Annotated in this window: 18 protein-coding genes; 5 read left to right on the top strand and 13 right to left on the bottom strand. The window is 66.8% G+C overall.

Going from position 1 to position 17,733, the window contains the following annotated elements:
- Positions 1-20: 20 nt before the first annotated feature.
- The 3 genes from AXYL_RS23315 to AXYL_RS23305 form a co-directional block, all read right to left on the bottom strand.
- Entirely contained in the window at positions 21-1,547 is a 1,527-nt protein-coding gene (locus tag AXYL_RS23315; protein ID WP_013395329.1) for an FAD-binding oxidoreductase, read from the bottom strand.
- 7 nt (positions 1,548-1,554) lie between these two features.
- Entirely contained in the window at positions 1,555-2,922 is a 1,368-nt protein-coding gene (glcF, locus tag AXYL_RS23310; RefSeq protein ID WP_013395328.1) for a glycolate oxidase subunit GlcF, read from the bottom strand.
- A gap of 107 nt (positions 2,923-3,029) precedes the next feature.
- Positions 3,030-3,986, bottom strand: a complete 957-nt coding sequence (locus AXYL_RS23305) for a helix-turn-helix domain-containing protein (RefSeq protein ID WP_013395327.1) — start codon at positions 3,984-3,986, stop codon at positions 3,030-3,032.
- Between the two features lie 149 nt (positions 3,987-4,135).
- Here AXYL_RS23305 and AXYL_RS23300 point away from each other — a divergent pair, with 149 nt between their 5' ends.
- Together AXYL_RS23300 and AXYL_RS23295 are read left to right on the top strand one after the other, a co-directional pair.
- The gene (locus AXYL_RS23300; protein WP_013395326.1) at positions 4,136-5,101 is read left to right on the top strand and encodes a Bug family tripartite tricarboxylate transporter substrate binding protein; all 966 of its coding nucleotides are present in this window, start codon (positions 4,136-4,138) and stop codon (positions 5,099-5,101) included.
- Between the two features lie 255 nt (positions 5,102-5,356).
- A complete protein-coding gene (locus tag AXYL_RS23295) occupies positions 5,357-5,746 on the top strand; it encodes an OsmC family protein (RefSeq protein WP_013395325.1) in 390 nt (129 codons plus the stop codon).
- Between the two features lie 51 nt (positions 5,747-5,797).
- Here AXYL_RS23295 and AXYL_RS23290 read toward each other — a convergent pair whose 3' ends face one another.
- The 4 genes from AXYL_RS23290 to AXYL_RS23275 all read right to left on the bottom strand — a co-directional run bounded on the left by AXYL_RS23290 (position 5,798) and on the right by AXYL_RS23275 (position 9,050).
- Positions 5,798-6,403 (bottom strand): hypothetical protein, encoded by a 606-nt coding sequence (locus AXYL_RS23290; RefSeq protein WP_013395324.1) that lies wholly within the window; start codon positions 6,401-6,403, stop codon positions 5,798-5,800.
- 64 nt (positions 6,404-6,467) lie between these two features.
- The gene (locus tag AXYL_RS23285) at positions 6,468-7,586 is read right to left on the bottom strand and encodes a glycosyltransferase family 4 protein (RefSeq protein WP_013395323.1); all 1,119 of its coding nucleotides are present in this window, start codon (positions 7,584-7,586) and stop codon (positions 6,468-6,470) included.
- Positions 7,561-8,517: a glycosyltransferase family 9 protein gene (locus AXYL_RS23280; RefSeq protein ID WP_013395322.1), complete on the bottom strand. Its 957-nt coding sequence runs from the start codon at positions 8,515-8,517 to the stop codon at positions 7,561-7,563. The genes AXYL_RS23285 and AXYL_RS23280 overlap by 26 nt, the downstream gene beginning before the upstream one ends.
- Positions 8,518-8,699: 182 nt before the next feature.
- A complete protein-coding gene (locus AXYL_RS23275) occupies positions 8,700-9,050 on the bottom strand; it encodes a hypothetical protein (RefSeq protein ID WP_013395321.1) in 351 nt (116 codons plus the stop codon).
- 192 nt (positions 9,051-9,242) lie between these two features.
- On the opposite strand from AXYL_RS23275, the gene AXYL_RS23270 reads away from it, so the two are divergent.
- Positions 9,243-9,641, top strand: coding sequence for a PRC-barrel domain-containing protein (locus AXYL_RS23270; protein WP_013395320.1), 399 nt, complete (start codon positions 9,243-9,245; stop codon positions 9,639-9,641).
- A 143-nt stretch (positions 9,642-9,784) separates the two neighbouring features.
- Complete coding sequence (locus AXYL_RS23265; protein ID WP_013395319.1) at positions 9,785-9,991, top strand: hypothetical protein; 207 nt, start codon at positions 9,785-9,787, stop codon at positions 9,989-9,991.
- A 3-nt stretch (positions 9,992-9,994) separates the two neighbouring features.
- On the opposite strand, the gene AXYL_RS23260 is transcribed toward AXYL_RS23265, so the two are convergent.
- From AXYL_RS23260 to AXYL_RS23235, 6 genes are all read right to left on the bottom strand, one after another.
- On the bottom strand, positions 9,995-10,228 hold the full coding sequence (locus AXYL_RS23260) for a hypothetical protein (protein ID WP_013395318.1): 234 nt from the start codon (positions 10,226-10,228) through the stop codon (positions 9,995-9,997).
- Between the two features lie 176 nt (positions 10,229-10,404).
- Positions 10,405-12,168 (bottom strand): gamma-glutamyltransferase family protein, encoded by a 1,764-nt coding sequence (locus tag AXYL_RS23255; RefSeq protein WP_013395317.1) that lies wholly within the window; start codon positions 12,166-12,168, stop codon positions 10,405-10,407.
- 51 nt (positions 12,169-12,219) lie between these two features.
- Positions 12,220-13,230 (bottom strand): Bug family tripartite tricarboxylate transporter substrate binding protein, encoded by a 1,011-nt coding sequence (locus AXYL_RS23250; RefSeq protein WP_013395316.1) that lies wholly within the window; start codon positions 13,228-13,230, stop codon positions 12,220-12,222.
- A gap of 120 nt (positions 13,231-13,350) precedes the next feature.
- A complete protein-coding gene (locus tag AXYL_RS23245; protein ID WP_148260628.1) occupies positions 13,351-14,346 on the bottom strand; it encodes a tripartite tricarboxylate transporter substrate binding protein in 996 nt (331 codons plus the stop codon).
- A gap of 17 nt (positions 14,347-14,363) precedes the next feature.
- On the bottom strand, positions 14,364-15,386 hold the full coding sequence (locus tag AXYL_RS23240; protein ID WP_013395314.1) for a dipeptidase: 1,023 nt from the start codon (positions 15,384-15,386) through the stop codon (positions 14,364-14,366).
- Positions 15,387-15,433: 47 nt separating this feature from the next.
- On the bottom strand, positions 15,434-16,777 hold the full coding sequence (locus AXYL_RS23235; protein WP_013395313.1) for an NAD(P)/FAD-dependent oxidoreductase: 1,344 nt from the start codon (positions 16,775-16,777) through the stop codon (positions 15,434-15,436).
- Between the two features lie 176 nt (positions 16,778-16,953).
- On the opposite strand from AXYL_RS23235, the gene AXYL_RS23230 reads away from it, so the two are divergent.
- Positions 16,954-17,715: an IclR family transcriptional regulator gene (locus tag AXYL_RS23230; protein WP_041654199.1), complete on the top strand. Its 762-nt coding sequence runs from the start codon at positions 16,954-16,956 to the stop codon at positions 17,713-17,715.
- Positions 17,716-17,733 lie beyond the last annotated feature (18 nt).

Here is a 17,733-nt window from a genome sequence, read left to right as displayed (position 1 = left end):
CACGCCCCGGGAGTCCATCTTCACTCGATGCCGTATTTGCCCGGGGCGATGACGCCATTCGGGTCCAGCGCGGCTTTGATCGACGCGCAGGCAGACACGAACTCCGGCATGCGCTGGGCCTGATGGAACCCGTGGTACATGGTCGGCGCCCGGCCTACGAAGATCCCGCGCTCGGCGAACAGCTGGGCCAGCGCCCGGTAGCAGGCGTCTGCGCGGGCGGTTTCGTCGGCGTCTTCGCGGTTGTAGATGATCGCGTGGATGGCGCGGGCGAAGCGCGCGCCGCAAACGTTCGACAGCAGGTATTCCAGCCCGTGGTCGTGGCAGATGCGGCGCGCCTGCGCCTGCAGGTCGTTGACGATGTCGCCCGCGACGGGGGAGCCCGCCGACAGCCAGATCGCGCCGCCGCCCGGGCGCCAGCCCAGCATCTTCAATTCGCTGTCGGTCGGCACGCCGGTGTTGGAGTTGATGGCGATGTGCAGGGGGCCGATGTCCTCAGCTTCCTCCATGGGAATCTGGCGTCCCTTGCCCGAGGCCAGGAAATGCTGGGCGATGCGGTCGATCTGGGGCTGCACGGCGGCACGGCTGGCGCCGTACACGGCGCCCGATACGGTCCAGGATCCCAGGTCATACTGCCGCCGCAGCGCGGCGCGGCCCTCGTCGGATAGCGCGCGCTTGCCGCCGTTGGCTGCGTACTCCGGGTTGGTGGCCGCCGAGGACAGCAGATACAAGTCGTTGGTGGCGCGGATCAGCGTCGGCACGAAGTTGCTCAGCTTCAGGGGACGGATGCGTTCGACGATCTCGCCCAGGTCTTCGTCGTCGGGGAAGGTGAAAAAGAAGGGTTCGATATGCGGCGGCCGCGGCATGAGCCACATGCCCACGCGGGTGACGATGCCGAAGTTGGATTGAGAGAACAGACCGTCCAGCGTCGGGCCGAAGCTGTATTTGGAAACGTGCCAGTTGGGATGCGAGGACCCGGCCAGGCTGCCGTCGCCGGTGCGGATCACGTCGCCATTGCCGAGCACCACCTCCATGCCGCAGCTCATGCCGAAATGATCGGCGTAGGCGCCGCTGCCGCCGCCCTTGTCCAGGGCGTTCGCGAGGATGCTGCCCTGCGACGGGCCCGCGGTGGGCGAGATCATCAGTTTGCTTTCCCGGCGCTGCAGCTCGTCGTGCATGGCGCGAAAGCTCACGCCGGGTTCGAGCACGCAATAGCCCAGCGTCTCGTTGACTTCCAGGATGCGGTTCATGCGCCGCCCCAGGTCCACCACCACCTGGCCGGGACGGATGGGCGAGCGGGTGCCCAGGCCGATGTTTTGGCCATTGCTGATGGGATAGAGCTGAACGCGGAACCGATTGGCCAGGCGCACCAGCGTTTGCACGGCCTCGGTCGAGTCGGGATAGGCGACGGCGCCGGGGCGCACGTCGGCGCTGGGCAGCGTATGTTCGCCGTAGCGTCCGAGGACGTCGTCGCCCAGCGTGATGGCGTCCGCGCCTAGCTCGGCCGCCGCCGCATTGGCGAAATCTACGATAGGGTCATTGGTAGGCATTCGTCATTCACCACAGAAGGTCGCCGCTGCCGGCGGTTGTCGGAACCGGCGTGGCCGCCGGCGTTGGAGCGTTGGCCGCCGCCTGCGGCGGCTTGGGCCGGAAGTCTTCAAGGCCGCGCGGGGGCGGCCCGCCGGTGGCCCAGTCCAGCAACTGGACCGTGTGCGCCACGGGCACGGACGTGAAGCGCGAGATCTGCACCAGGCATCCCATGTTGCCGGCGGCGATCACGTCCGGCTGGCCAGCCGAGGCGTGGCCTGCCTTGCGCTGTCCCAGGCGGTCCGAGATGGCCGGCTCGAGAATGTTGTAGGTCCCTGCCGAGCCGCAGCACAGGTGCGATTCCGCGATGTCGCGCACTTCCATGTCCAGCTTGCCCAGTGCGCGGCGCGGCGGCCGTTCGATCTTGAGGCCATGCTTGAGCGAACAGGAGTCGTGATAGGAAACGGCCAGGCCTAGCGCCGAGCCGCTGGCGGTCAGCGGCAGGCCGGCGGCGATCTGCGCGATGTCCTGGGTGGCATCGACCACGAGGCGCACTTGCGCCGACAGTTCGGGGCGGTCGGAAAGCAGTTCTTCATAACGTTTGATAACGGAACCGCAGCCTGAGGTGGTGCTGATGATGGTGTCGATGTGCCCGGCCTGCAGCGCGGCCGACCAGCTGCGGACGGCCTGTTTCATGTGCCGCGTGGCGGCCTCGCGTCGTCCCATGTGCAGTTCGAGTGCGCCGCAGCATTGCACACCGGGTACCGCGACGACGGCGTAGCCAGCGCGTGTGAGCAGGCGCTTGGCCGAGGCGTTGATCTCGGCGCCGAGCACCGACTGGGCGCAGCCGTCCAGCAGCGCCACGCGGCGCGTCGCGTTGGCGGGCGGCTGTGGTTCGGCCTCGGCCCGCGGCGCGAACGCCGCCAGCGCGGGGGCGCTGGAGAGGGAGGCCAAAGCGCCCAGCGGCCCGCCCAGGCGGCCCGTGACGCTGCGTAGCAAGCGACCTGCGGCTGCGGCGGGACGCAGCAGCGCGGGAGTCGTCAGCACACGGGCCAGCGCTGAGCGCAGCAAGCGCTGAGTCAGCGGGCGCGCCTTGCTTTGTTCGATGTGCTCGCGGGCGCCGTCGATGATTGCGTGATACGAGACGCCGGCCGCGCAAGTGGTTTCGCACGACAGACAGGACAGGCAGCGGTCCAGATGGCGCACGGCGGCCGGGCTGGGCGCATTGCCGCTGTCCAGCATCTCGCGCGCCAGCGCGATCCGGCCGCGCGGTGAATCAAGCTCTTCGCCATCGAGCACGTAGGTAGGGCAGACCGCGGTGCAGAAGCCGAAATGCACGCAACTCTCGGTGGCGGCGCGGACCGCGTCTTGGCGGTGGATGGTGATGGTCTTGGGCATGGTGCGACGGAAGCTTGCCGGCCAGGGCCGGGATGAAGCTCATTCTGCCGTCGGGAGCTGCGCGGGGCTGTACCCAGCGCGCCAGCGGACGCCGCCCAGGGCGTCATTCAGCTGCGAGTCTGCCCTTGTTTGAGCAGATTGACGGGCAATTCGCCGTATCGCTCGGAGAACCGCCGCGTGAAGTGGGAGAGATTGTTGAAGCCGCAGGCGAAGGCGGCCTCGCTGACCGTGCGGGTCTTGCCGGCCGCCAGCAGCTCATGCGCGAGCGCCAGGCGGGCCTGCACCACGTAGGCCTCGAACGACAGCGCGGCATGCCGCGCGAACAGGCGGTGCAGGGTGCGGACCGATATGCGGCAGGCGGCGGCCACCGTTGCGGGCGACAGGTCCGGGTTGGCGATTGCCGTATCGATGTGGCGCTTCACGCCGACGAAGCTCAGTTCGGTGGAAGGGGGCGCCGCGGCGTCCGCCATGGATGAGCACTGCAGCGCGACGATTTCGATGACGGCATCCAGCAGCGTGTCGACGGTGCGGTCCTGGAGCTTGACCTCTGTATCGGTCAGCAGGCGCATGGCTTCGGTGAGCACGGGCGCGAATGGCATGTCGGCCGGCAGGCTGGCCGGCGCGCGTAGCCGCCGCATGCCTGGGGCGCGCGCGCTCAAGGCGTGGCGCGGCAACAGGACCAGCCGGCGCGAGGTCGCTTCCGGGAACGTAATGTCGAATGCGGACCCGGTGTCGAGCAGCCCGAATTCTCCCGGCCGCAGGCACAACTGCTCGTCGCCCTGGGACATCAAGGCGCTGCCCTGCAATTGCAGGCTGAGCATGAGGTGATCGCCATTGAGGCGGCTGACCTGCCGCTGGGAGCGCCGGATCATGTGCGGGGAGCTCGCGAAGTTCACGAGCCGGACTCCCGCGCGGTTCTGGCTGAACATCGTGCCCGCGAATCCGGCGTCGGGTTCGGCGCGGAATTCAGAATCGAGCACACCGGCGCAGACCGCATCCTGCCAGAACGCCAGGGCGTGCTGGCCGTGATCGTGGGTGCTCCAGTTGTGCCATTCAGGTGCCATCTCGGCTCCGGGATACGTTGCGCGCTGTCGCTGCCAGCCGCATCGGCTGGCACCTTGGGTCGTGCCCAATGTAGCGAGGCGGTGGAGAATGGGCCATTCGTGCATTCCCCAGTAACGGCGCACTAGGTTCAACGAATGGAGCGTGTGGCATGAAACGGTTTTTATCTTTGTGGGCAGGTGCTGTGCTTGCAGTGTCGGCCTGTGGCGCCGCGGCGCAAGACTATCCGGCGCGGCCCGTGCGCATGATCGTGGGCTTCGCGCCGGGCGGCGGTAACGATATCCTGGCGCGCCTGATGGCCGAGCAGTTGCAACGTCGCCTGGGCCAGCCCTTCATCGTGGAGAACCGGCCCGGCGCCAGCGGCGCCATCGCCATCGGCGCCGTCAAACGGGCGGAGCCGGACGGCTACACCTTGCTGGTGGGGCCAAGCAGCGGCATGACTGTCAATCCGGCCATCTACAACAACCTGGACTACGACCCCGTCGCCGATTTCGCGCCGATCTCCCTCGTCGGAGACATTCCGATGATCCTGACCGTCAAGGCGGACAGCTCGGCGCGCTCGGTAGCCGATCTGGTTGGTCAGGGAAAAAAGAGCGGCAAGCCTCTGTTCGCAGGTTCGGGCGCCAACTCCTTCCAGCTCGCTACCGGACTGTTCGCCAAACGCGTCGGCCTGGAAACGGAGGTGGTCAACTACAAAGGGAACTCCGCCGTGGTTGCTGCGTTGCTGGCCAATGAGATCGACTTTGCGCTGATCGACACCGCTGCCGTATTGCCGCAGATCCGCAGCGGCCGACTGAAGGCGCTGGCCGTCACGGGGGCGAAGCGCTTTACCTTGCTGCCCGACGTGCCTACCGTCGCGGAGTCCGGCGCGCCGGGCTTCGCCATGTCATTCTGGTCGTCCCTGTACGCCCCGGCGGGTACGCCGCCAGCCGTCATCGAGAAGCTGCAGACCACCGTATCCCTCGCCGTGCGCGAGCCCGCCGTGGCCAATCGCTTGCTGGAACTGGGCATCGATCCCGTAGGGAGTGCGCCGCAGGTCCTGGCCGACACCATGGCCCGGGAGATTCCGATGTATGCCGCGGCGGCGAAGGCGGCGAACCTGTCGCCTGTGCAGTAGGTGGGTGGTAGGGGGGGGCCGGAGAAAAGCCTTCAGGTTGCGGAGTATGTGCCGCAATCGGCGCGCGTGGAGCCCTGGGCGCGGACCGGTCGCATCAGCACAAGCCCCACGCTTTCGCCCGTGCAATGGCTGCGACAGAAGGAGGATGCGACCCCCCATCCTGTCACTGCCGGTACCAGTACCTCCGCAGGCCTTCCTCGACGTCCAATCGGGGCTTAGCCTGTCATGCCTTTCATTCCACAACAGGAGACTGACATGGTGACGGCGAAGCGGCTGGGCGAGCCTTATGGTGTCGAGGTAACGAACGGGCAGAATGTCCTGCTCTCGGACACGCGCAAGGACGGCAAAGGAGGAAACACAGGCATGCGGCCGCACGAGTTGCTTGAAAGCGCGCTTGCGGCCTGTGTCTGCATGTCCATCGACATGGCCGCGGAGCGGGCGGGCATCGCCTTGCCCGAGAGTACGGTGGATGTCGTCATCGAACGCCTGGACCACGAAACCGGATTCGAGGTCAGCTTGCGCTTCGCGGCGGCGCTGACGGCGGCGCAGCTGGATCTGGTCCGCGGGGCCGCGCAGGCATCGCCGGTCGCGCGAACGCTGGGCAAGGCGGTGCGGGTACGGCCCGCTGTCATCCTGGATGCCTGACCAGAGGGCACCGACACCTGCGGGCAGATCGCGCTTTTGCCCTCGCCTCGGCTACTGGCTGAACTCAAAGACGTAGCTATTCGCCGACCCCGCCGCGCGGTTGTACAGCGGGCACCAGCCGTTGACCGGCGCGACTTCGCAGTAGCGGTTGCGGCCAAATACCTGGGCGATCTTCCAGCCCTGGGTCTGGTCGGCGCGTTCCAGCAGGTACTGCATGCGCACGCCCCGTTCCTTGCGGTCGCGCTCGTCGTTGTCGACGGGGAAGCCGGGGGTGGAGGGCGTGGTGTTGCGGATCTGGGCGACGACGAAGGCGCGCGTGTCGGACTGGACATCGACGTTGACGACGCTGCGCTCGTAGGTTTCGAGGCTGCACTTTTCGTCGCCGTTCTGGCGCGTCTGGAGCTGCGCCGTGGACAGGGAGTCTTCGGCCGCGCTGAACGGACGGTACAGCTCGGCCATTTCCTTGCAGGCGGTGGCGGTGTAGCGGTCGTGCGCGTCGCGGACCTGCCACCAGGACTTCACCGCCGCTTCGGGCGTATTGGCGTCCAGCTGCAGTTTCGGCGTGGCGGCTTGCAGCCGTTCCCAGGGTGTTTCTTCCTGCTTGGAGCAACCCGTCAAGGCGATTGCCAGGACGAGCAGTAGGGCGGGCTTGGTCACGGGACTGAATCGGGTAAATAAATCGGGGGCACCATGATAGCGCTTTCGCCGTGACGATCGTCCGTCAGCCGGGGCGCAGCGCGCGCTTGTACGCCTCCAGGGTGCTGAACATCTTGCCCGCCAAGCGGAAGTTCGCATCCGCGTAGGCGCGGGCGTTGCCGACCATGGCCGCAGTCTGCGCGGGGTTGCCGCGGATCTGCATGATGCGGTTTGCGTAAGCGGCGACGTCGCCCGGCGGCGCCAGCCAGCCGGTCTGGCCCGGCGTGACGATTTCCGGCAGGCCGCCGACATCGCTGGCGACCACGGGGCGCCGCGCCGCATAGGACTCGGGCACGACGCGCGACCAGGCCTCGGTGGCCGAAGGCACCAGCACCACGTCGGCGGCGCGGATCATTTCCGCAACATTGTTGCGATGGCCTGCGAACACCACATGCTCGGATATGCCCAGGTCGACAGTCAGTTGATGCAATGCATAGGCATAGGGCTTGGTACTGGCCGTGGGCATGCCGACCACCAGCGCAATGGCGGGCATGCCCTGGGCGTGCAGCCGCTGCACCACGCGCAGCAGGTCGGACTGGCCTTTCTCGGGGCGCAGCATGCCTATGGTGGCGATGACGCAGGCGCTGTCGGGAGCGCGCATGCCCAGAGCTTGCCGGGTGCGCAGGCGCGCCTGCGGCGTGTCGCCGGGCAGGAAGAACTCGTCGGCGGCCCATTCTCCGACCACGCTGATCTGTTCGGGGGCGGCCAGGCGCGCGGCCAGGATTTCCTGTTTGCCCAGCAGGCTGGTCGCGATGACGTGGTCGCAGCCGAGTTTCCATTCCAGCCGGCGCCGCGGCGAGGAGCGCATGGGCTTGGCGAAATGGCGCGTCCTGACGACCGCGCACAGGTCGCGGCACAGCGCGGCCGTCTTGCCGTCCGCCCGGCTGTGGCTGTCGATGATGTCGATGCGCAGCGCCTTGACGGCGCGGCGCAGCTTGAGGACCGTGGCGGGCGAGTAGGCGGAGTCGAAGGCGATGTCCACGGCGCGCAGACCGCGCTGCCGCGCTTCGCGCCCGATTTCGCTGTCCGCGGGCGCGGCAATGGCGACTTCGTAGCCGTGGCGTTGCAGCCATGCCGATTGTTCGAGGACGCGGAATTCCAGCCCGCCCAGGCTGCGTTCAGCCAACGTATGCAGGATGCGCATGATGCTCCAGGACTTTGCGGCAGGCGGCCAGCACGTCGTCGGGCGTGATGGCGTTGATGCCTTCGCGGGGATGGCGGGGAACGACTGCGGCGGAGTAGGGCCGGTCCCAGAACCACTCGGGATTGGACTCGTTGAAAACGCCGACATAGGGCACGCAGGCGCCTTGCGCGATATGCGAGGGGCCGCAATCGTTGGCCACGACCAGGCGCGCGCGCAGCATGATGGCGCTGAGCTCCGGCACGGAGCGGCAATAGGCGATCGAGAACTCCGGGCGCCGCAAGGTTTCGAGTTTGTCGCGTTCGACGGTTTCCTGTTCTCCCAGCACGAACAGGAAGCGGGTGTGCTGACCCAGCAGCAGCTTGAGCCTCTCGGCCAGGCGCAGATAGTTCAGCAGGCTCCAGCGCTTGAACTCGCCTGAACCGCCGCCGGGTATCAGCACCACGTCGGCGCGCGGCGCTTCATCGATATGCGGGCGCGCCAGCGCCTGGAAGCAGCGCCGCGCCGCGAGCTCGGCGTCGAATCCGCGATAGGAGGCCAGCAGGCGCAGATTGGCCAGGCCGATGTATTCGGCAATGTTCTTGCGGTGGCAATGCGTCCAGACCAGATCGCTCACGCGCTCGTTGCGAAAGCCGAAGCGCAAGGCGGGCCGGCGCAGCAGATTGAGCAGGCCAAAGCGCTCGCTGCTGTGATGCAGGCTGACGCAGACCGGGGTGTTCCTCTTTAGCGTGCGCAGATAGTCCCCGAAGGTGGCGGCGCGCACGAACTCGTCGACCCAGGGCACGCCCCGGTAAAAGCCGGCCAGGTCGTCGCGGGCGACCACCCGGATCCGCCTGGACGCCCACCAGGTTTTCAGTTGATAAAGCGCCGGCAGGGCGACGATCTGATCACCCAGCCGAGGCTGGCTTCTGACATAGACAACGACTTCCGGCATGGGTGGCCTCGTTTGCGCGGCAGCGATTTTTCGGGGGTCCAGGGACCGCTGCCGCGCAATGTATCGATCGAGTCGAACGAATCTTTCCGAGGTCTTTTAAGGAGTGTGAAGAACATGCCGGCGCTACTGCACAAAACTAAACAACCTTTCTGGCGGTTGCCAGTCCTGCTGCAGCGGCGGACTTACTTGGAGCCACCGGTGTTGGGATATCCCGCAGGCGGCGTGGCTCCGCCGCCCTTGGTGCCGGGCACGTTGTCGTTGGCCTCGCGGTGACGGCCCTGCTTGTCGGTCGTGTGCTTGTCGGACTTGGTGTGGTCGCCCTTGTTCATATTGGGCGGATTGGTCGGCGTGTTGGGCGTCGCATTCGGCGCGGGCGGTATTTGTCCCGGAGGCACGGGCTGGTTCGGGGGAACGGCAGTGCCGTCGTTGGGGGTGTTGGAGGGCGAGGTGGGCATGGCGGACTGCGCCAGCGCACCGGCCGAAGCCAGTCCGGCGGACAGGGCCAGCGCGTAGGTGAGGGCTCGGATTTTCATGAATACGCTCCTATGTGGGATAGCGGGATGCGATCCGCAAGCGCCGTGCCCATTGACATGACTAGGAGATACCGGGCGCGGGCGGCGCCCGATGGGCATGGCGCTTGCTGGAGTACTTGTCCCGGATCGGCGCACAGGGTGCCGCCGCAATCGGATTTCAACGTGGGGATCGGCCCCGCACAGGAGAAACGCATGGAGCATCAAACCAATATTGTTGGCGGGCCCAAGGACTCGGCAACCGGGCCTGGCCCGGAAGTCATGGCTGCGGACACCCTGGAGGGCAACGACGTCGTCAACGCGGCGGGCGAGGGGTTGGGATCCATCAAGGACATCATGATAGATGTGCCACGCGGACGAGTCGCTTATGCGGTGTTGTCGCGGGGCGGCATTTTGGGGATGGGCGACAAGCTTTTTGCCATTCCATGGGCGGCATTGACCCTGGACACGGACCGTAAGTGCTTCATCCTGAACGTGGACAAGGAGGTGTTGAAGAACGCGCCGGGTTTCGACAAGGATGATTGGCCCAGGATGGCGGATGAAAGTTGGGCGCTGAGCGTGCACAAGTACTACAACCAGGATCCCTATTGGTAAATCGGAAGTGATGAAGAGGGCGGCTATCGGCCGCCCTTTTTTTGCGGCAGCCATCGCCTCACGGGGTGAACTGCCCAGGCCGCAGGCACGCCGCTTGCTGATGTAGCGGACTGCTGCATCCCCTTACTTACAGGAGTAGCGTCATGGACAAGTTCGAACGCGAAACGACGGCGCCTTCCATCGAGATTTTGAGCGAGGGTGAACTCAGGGCGCGGCGCACGCTGGAAGCCGCGCGGCGCCTGCTCGACCCTCACGCGGAGCCAGCGGCGGCGACGGTCTCGCCGGTCGAGGCCGAACTCCAGCGCTACGTCAAGGAAGCATATCGCCGGCGCTCATACACGTACGGCTGAGCATTAGGGCTGCTGCTCGTCCCAGACAGACATGTGCCGGTATTGTTCGGCGCGCGCCAGCGTGCGGTAGAAATCCGCGCCGACGCGTACCAGCCTTTCCAGTTCCTCTGGCGGCAGCCTCGGCTGCAGCGCGACCAGGCATTCGGCATAGTTGGCCAATACTTCGGGCCAGTCATTGAAGTCCCGGTCGATCGCTGGCGTGGCGATCATTTGTGCCAATAGTTCCTCGCGATCCATATGCATGTTCCGCAGCAAGCGCACTGGTTGCAGATACGCCTGCAGGTCTGCGCATCTAGTGGGGTATCTGGCGTTCACCAGCAATCGCTGTTCCCGCTCATGGCGCCCAGGCGGCTCGGCAGATGCAGCAGGCGTCATGCCTGGACAGCGGCGTGCGTTCGGGGCGCCGCGCCGACTTACCACCCCGCCGCGTAAGCCGGCCGGCGCGGGTCCGCCCCGCCCCAGCGCACGCCGCTGTCCAGGTCATGCCTGACCATGCAAACGGCGCCGGCCCGCCAGCTGTGGCCTTGCCACCATTTGACGGTATGACCCATTTCGGCAAGTTTTTCGCCCGCGCCGCGCGCGATCATGTCTTCGATCATCAGCCGGCCCGGCATGGCGTTGTGCGGTTCGAACGACGAGGGGAAGCTGAAGCTTGCAAAGCGCGGAGCCTCGACCGCCTGTTGCACGTCCATGCCGAACACCTCCATGTTGAGGAAAGTCTGCAACATGGCCTGGCACTGCACGTCGCCCCCCGGCGTGCCGTAAGGCATGACGTATTGGCCGGGCCGGATGGCCAGCGAGGGGTTGGGCGTGAGCCGCGGTCGGCGGCCCGGCCCGATTGCGCAGGGGTGGCCGGCCTCGGCCCAGGATTGGCTGCCGCGCCCGGAAGCGCAGATGCCGGTTCCCGGGATGACGGGGACGTTGTAGGAACCGTCGCTGGGCGTGGCCGAAAAGGCGTTGCCTTCCCTGTCCACCACCGCCACGTAGGAGGTATCCAGGCGCGGATCCGTGCGCGCCATGTCTTCGGGGCCGGCGGCGCGCAGGTCGATATCGCGCGCCTCGGGCAGCGCGCCCGCCGGCGGCATGTCCGGACCGGCGCGATCCCGGGTGATCATGGCCAGCCGCGCGCGCGCGTATTCCTTGGACAGCAAGGCCGCTTGCGGCACCTGGGCATGGCGCGGATCGGCGTAGTGCACCTCGCGGTCGGCAAAAGCCAGTTTGATGGCTTCGGTCAGCAGGTGCACATAGGGGGCGGAGTTGTGGCCCAGGCCGCGCAAATCGCAAGGCTCAAGAATGTTCAGCATTTGCAGCAGCGAGGGTCCCTGGCACCAGAAGCCGCAGCTGTGCACCTGCGTGCCGTGGAAGTCGGTGGACAGCGCCGGATCGACTTCGACGGAAAAGCCGCGCAGGTCCTCGTGGGTGATCAGCCCGCCTGCTTCCTTGTGATACTTGACGATGGCCGCGGCGATGTCGCCTTCGTAGAACGCGCGGCGGGCGGCGGCCAGGCCGGCCTGCCGGCCGTCGCCGCGATGGGCGCGTTCTTCGTCGGCCATGTACTGGATGCTGCGCGCCAGGTCGGCCTGGCGGAATATCGATCCCGCCGCTGGCGGCTTGCCGCCAGGCAGGTAGATCGCGGCGCTGGAAGCCCAGCGGGCGTAGTTCTTTTCGTTTTCGGCCAGCACCTCGGCCATCAGCGGGTACATGACGAAGCCCTCGCGCGCCAGCCGGATGGCGCCGGCCGCGACCTCGCCGAAGCCCATGGTGCCGAATCGTTCCAGCGCGGTGATCCAGGCGTCGGGCGCGGCCGGAATGACGGTGCGCAGCACGCCCGCCGGGATCGTGCCGGCGTGTTTTTCCAGGAAGGTCTCCAGGCGTGCGGCCTTGGGCCAATAGCCCAGCCCGGAAATGCTCCACACCTTGCGGGTCTTGGCCTGGTAGACCAGGATGGGCGCGACGCCGCCGAAGTTGACGATGTCGCTCTGAACCACGCCCAAGGCGATGCCCGCCGCCACGCCGGCGTCGACGGCGTTGCCGCCCGCCTGAAGTACGTCCATGCCGGCCTGCGTGGCCAGGTAGTGGCCGGCCGAGATCATGTGGTTCAGGCCGGCCAGCGCGGGGCGCATGGAAGAGGGGGCGCTGCCGGCGGTCAAGTCGGGGGCGAGGGGGGAATTGGACATCGAAGTCTCCGGTCGGAAGAGGTTCCTGCTTGCCTGCGCGGCTTCAAATGATCATTGCGGCTTGATGCCCAGCTTTTGCGTCACGTCCTGCCAGCGCTTGAACTCGGCTTGCAGGTAGCTGCGGAATTCGTCGGGGGAGCTGCCTTCCACCATCACGTCGCGCGCTTCCATGGCGGCGCGCACGTCGGCGCTGGACAAGGCGGTCTTGGTGGCCTTGTACAGGCCATCGACGATCGCGGGCGGCGTGCCCTTGGGCAATAGCAGGCCGTACCAGGAACCGCCGACCAGGTTCGGATAGCCGCTTTCCTTGGCGGTGGGAATCTCGGGCGCCCGGTCCAGGCGCTGGTCGCTGAAGATGGCCAGCGCCTTCAGCTTGCCGTTGCGGATGAAGGGCAGCGTGGTGCCCGGCGTGTCCAGCGTGTACTGCACCTGGCCGGCCATGACGTCGTTGAGCAGCGCCGCGCTGCCCCGGTAGGGCACGTTCGTGGTCTTGATTCCGGCATCCATGTTCAGCTGCTCGGAGAAGAAGAAGTTGGCGGTCATGATGCCTGGCGAGGCATAGTTGACCTCTCCGGGGCGGCTGCGCGCGCACTCCACCAGTTCAGGCAGCGTGTTGGGCGGGAACCCCGGGTTGGCGACCAGGATGAAGGGGCCGCCGCCGATGCGGGTGACCGGGATCAGGTCGTTCATGGGGTCGTAGGGAAGGTCCTTGACCGTGAGCGGCGCTCCGGTCAGCGGCGATGCCGTGGCGAACAGCACGGTGTAGCCGTCGGGCTCGGCCCGCACGACCTGCTGGGTCGCGATGGTGCCGCTCGCGCCGGCGCGGTTCTCGACCACGACGGGCTGCTTGAGTTCCTGGCCCAATTGTTGCGCCAGCATGCGCGCCACCGTGTCCGTGCCGCCGCCGGGTGGGTAGCCGACGATCAGGCGTATCGGCTTGGCGGGCCATGCCTCGGCCAGCGCCGCGCCCGGGTGTGCGGCGGCCAGCAGGCCGGCCAGGCCGCACAAGGCTGCGAGAGCGCGGCGGCGTGTAGGCAGAATGGCGAGTGCTCGAACAATCATGGATATCTCCTGGACTCTTCTTGCTGGCCGAGGCCCTGGTGGCCCCCGGCTGTTGTCGGATCGTGCGCGGCCCCAAGCCGAATCGGTCCGGCTGCGGCGGCGCAGCCGGGCCGTGGCGCCTTACTTGTTGGCGGCCAGCCCCAGCTTGCGGACGATCTCCGCTTCCAGGGCGTACTGCTGGGCGGCATAGGCGGCATAGTCCTTGCCGTCCATGTAGACCAGCTCCTGCCCGTACTGGGTCAGGATCTGTTTGAAGGCATCGGATTCGGCCACCTGCTTGAAGACGGCATGCAACCTGGAAACGACGGCGGGCGGCATGCCCTGGGGGCCGGCGATGCCGAATGGCGCGTTGGCCGGCGGCGTGCCGTCCACTTCGTGCAGGGTGGGCGTGTCGGGATACTGGGCGCTGCGCTGTTCGCCCCAGGTGACCAGCATGCGCATCTTGCCGGACTGCACCATGGGCTGCACGGTGGTCGAGCCGGCGTACGCCGTGACCTGGCCCCCGATCACCGCGGTCAGCACCTCGGATTCGCCCTTGTAGGGGATATGGCGCCAGGTCACGCCGTTGCGGCTGGCGATGTCTTCCATCATCACGTTGGAGGCGCTGCCGACGCTGGCCGTGCCATAGGTGACTTCATTCGGGTGCTGTTTGGCGTAGCTGATGAAGTCGGCCCAGGTCTTGTACGGGGAGGCGGCAGGCACCGCCACGCCCAGCGTGTAGCCGCTGAGCATCATGACGTAGGTGAAGTCGCGCGTAGGGTCGTAGCCCATGTCCTGGATGTGGGGCATGCGATAGACCGGGCTGGGCAGGACGGCCAGCGTATAGCCATCGGGACGAGCAGCCTTGATGGCGCGCGCGCCCATGGTCGCGCCGGCTCCGCCGCGGTTCTCGATGACGATGGCCTGGCCCAGTCCGGGCGCGGCGAGTTCGGCGAACTTGCGGATCACGATGTCGGTGGAACCGCCCGCCTGGTAGGGCACGATGATGTGGACAGGCTGGGCGGGATAGGGGGCGGCAGCGGCAGCTGGCGCCGTGATGGCGGCGCCCGCGAGCGGCAAGGCGCGGGCCGCGCAAGCCAGCGCGGCGGTGAAGTAGCGGTGCAGGCGCAGGGTCATGGTGGTCTCCATTCGATTCAGGCGGCGGCCCATGCTTGCGCGAATACGCGCTGGAAGTTTCCGCCCAGCACGCCCAGGATCTGGCTGTCGGTCAGCCCGGCCTGGTGCAGCGCGTGGGTGAACGCGGGGAATTGCGCTGGCGTCGGCGTTTCGACGGGATAGCGCGCTTCCATGACGTCGCCAAAGGCATCGGAGAAGTCGCCGCCCGATTTGGCGTACTTGGTGCGCGACATCACCATCACGTGGCGCACGGCCTCATAGGTGTCGACGGACGGGAAGTCGGTGCCGATGCCCACATGCTCGTAGCCGACCAGTTCGCCGATGTACTTCACGTTGGCGACGAAGTCCGACAGCAAGGGTTGCTGGCGTGGATCCCCGCGCCAGCTCAGGTAGGCGTGGATGCTGCAGCCGACCACGCCACCGGTCGCGGCGACCGCCTTGATGACCTCGTCCGACTTGTTGCGCGGACGCGTGATGACGGCGTTGGCGTTGGCATGGGTCAGCAGCACGGGCTTGCTGCTGTGATGGGCGGCATCCAGGCAGGTCTGCGGCGCGCAGTGGCTGAGGTCGATGGCGATGCCGACCCGGTTCATCTCTTGGACCATCTTCACGCCCAGGTCGCTGAGGCCGGCGTTGCGTTTTTCCAGGCAGCCGTCGCCCAGCAGATTGGCTTCGTTGTAGGTCAGCTGGATGACGCGCATGCCTAATTCATGGAACAGGGCGACGCGGTCGATCTGGTCGCCCAGCGGTTTGCCGTTCTGCCAGCCCATGATGAGCCCCAGCTTGCCGGCCTGCTTGGCGCGGGCGATGTCATCGGCCTTTTCCACCAATAGCCAGGGCGAGTCCGGCGCGGCGCAGCGCTGGCGCCAGGCCATGCAGTCGCGCAGCGCCTGCTCGAAGTCCGCACCCATCTCGCTGATCGTGACGTTGATGGCGCTGACGCCGCCGGTCAGCATGTCGCGGGTGCTGCCGTCGCTGAAGAAGACCAGGCCATCGACGACGGTGGCGCGGCGATGCAGGTCGACGCTGTGGCTATCCATGAAAGAATTCCCCTGTGGTTGTATGAGTGTTCGGAGGCTTGCCGCCGTCATGTGCCGTAGCGGCCGTATCGGAATGGGTGCAGATCGATGGCCGGCGTCTGGCCCTGGATCAGTTGCGCCATGGCTTCGCCAACCGCCGGGCCGATGCCGAAGCCGTGGCCCGAGAAGCCGGAAGCCAGGTAGAGCCCGGGCAGCCCGGGCACCGCGTCCATGACGGGCATCGCGTCGGGCGTGACGTCGATGTAGCCGGCCCAGGACTGCGCGATGCGCGCTGCGCGGAAGGCGGGAAAGGCCTGGACCAGCCTGTGCCACGCCTGCTCCACGCCGCGCCTGGACGGCGACGGATCCAGCACGCGATGCCGTTCGAAGGGCGATACGCGATCAGCCGGGAAATGGCGCGGAATCTTCAGTTCCTCGAAGAAACGCTTGCCGAAGCGCAGCCGCACGAAGCTGCTGTTGGCGCGCCACGTGCTGAAGAAATGAGGCATCAGGCGGAAGGTGTCGGGCACCACGTCCGCCATCGATGCGCCGAACTGCGATACCGAGTATCCGCCGTCGGCACGCTTGCGGCAGGTGAAATCCTTGCCATTGATGGCGGCCAACGGGCCCGTGTCCAGCGGGGTCGTGCGCAGCACGGATCCGCGGACCTTCAATTGCGGGAAGTCGGCGCCCAGGTTGCCGCAGAACAGCCGCGACCAGGCGCCGGCTGCGACCAGTACCGCCTGGGTTGCGACGCGGCCGCGCTCGGTAAGCAAGGCGGATACGCGGCCAGCGCTGCGTTCCACGCCGCGCACGGCGCAGCCTTCCAGGATGTGCGCGCCCGCTGCGCGGGCCAGTGAGGCTATGCCGCGCGTTGCCAACTGCGGTTCGGCGACGCCGTCCGTGGGGCTGTACATGGCGCCCGTCCAGGCGCGTCCGGTCGACGACAGCATTTTCCGCAGCATGCGGTTATCCAGCAGGCGGGCATCCACGCCATGCGCGCGCGCGCCGTCGATCCAGGCCTGGTGGCCCGCCGCGTCCGCGTCGTTTTCCTGCAGGTAGAACATGCCGCTGCGGCGGAAGCCCACGTCCACCGTGGCCTGGATCTCCTGCCACAGCTGGTTCGCGCGCTGGGCCAGGGGCACTTCAGGCAGGTCTCGTCCCAGTGTGCGCACCCAGCCCCAGTTGCGCGACGATTGCTCGCAGGCCAGCGTGCCTTTTTCGAACACGGCGACCCGCAGCCCGGCGCGCGCGAGGGCGTAGGCAGTGCTGATGCCGATGATGCCGCCGCCGACGATGGCGACGTCGACAGCGGCAGGCAGCGCCGTGTCCGAGGCTGCGTCTGAACTGCCGTTCGCGGCCTGTGGCCTGGCGTTGGCCAGCGCCGGGTCATGGGATGGATACGCTTGCATGAAACCCCAATTTGTTTAATTATCGCTATTCGATAACAATATACGTATATCGATAAATCTGGGTGTTCTTATACTGCTCGCGGGGCCAGGCCACAACGTAAGGGTTTCCCTAGGCCAGCTTGCTTTCCCGGTTTTTGCGGACAAAATTCCCTCCCAGCCATACACACGGAACCCGAATGTCTGAACCTTCCGCCTTGATGATCCAGTCGCTGGAAAAAGGGCTGGCCGTGCTGGAGTCCTTCCGCGGCCACGCCTCCTTGAGCTTGCAGGAGATGGCCCGCGAGAACGGCATCACTATCGGCTCGGCGCAGCGCGTGGCCTACACGCTGGAGAAAACCGGCTACCTGGCCAAGGATCCGCGGAGCAAGCGCTACAGCATGACCGTCAAGGCCGTGGGTCTGGGCTACAGCTATCTTTACCGGCAGCCCTTGTTCCAGCATGCGCATGCGGTGCTGCACCAGGTCAACCAGGAGTGCGGAGAGATCGTCAACCTTGCCGTGCCCGATGGCGACAACATGGTGTTCGTGATGCGCGTGGCGCCAGCCAGGCACATTCCCGAGTACCTGCCGGTAGGCACGCAGATACCGTGCGTGGCGACTGCCTCGGGGCGCGCGCTATGGGCCTTGTTGCCGCCGGAAGAACTCGAACTGAAGTTGCGCGGCATCACGTGCGTCAAGCACACGCCGCGCACCACCACCGATATAGGCAAGCTGCGCGCCTTGATCGAAGAGGCCAGGCGCGATCAGTATGCCTATGCCGACGAAGAGTTCTACGCCGGGGACCTGAATGTGGCCGCGGTCATCCATGACGACCAGGGCAATCCCCTGGGCGCGCTCAACATATCCGTGCCCAAGCCGCGCTGGTCGCTGGAGCGCGCGCGCGAGGAGTTGGGGCCGCTGGTGATCAGGGCGGCAAGGGCGATCAGCAAGCGCAATTGATGCGGACCGGCCGCGCAA

It is taken from the genome of Achromobacter xylosoxidans A8 (assembly GCF_000165835.1).
Classification (GTDB): Bacteria; Pseudomonadota; Gammaproteobacteria; order Burkholderiales; family Burkholderiaceae_B; genus Achromobacter; species Achromobacter xylosoxidans_B.
Note: the sequence above shows the minus strand (reverse complement) of the source record. Positions and strands in the feature narration are given on the sequence as shown.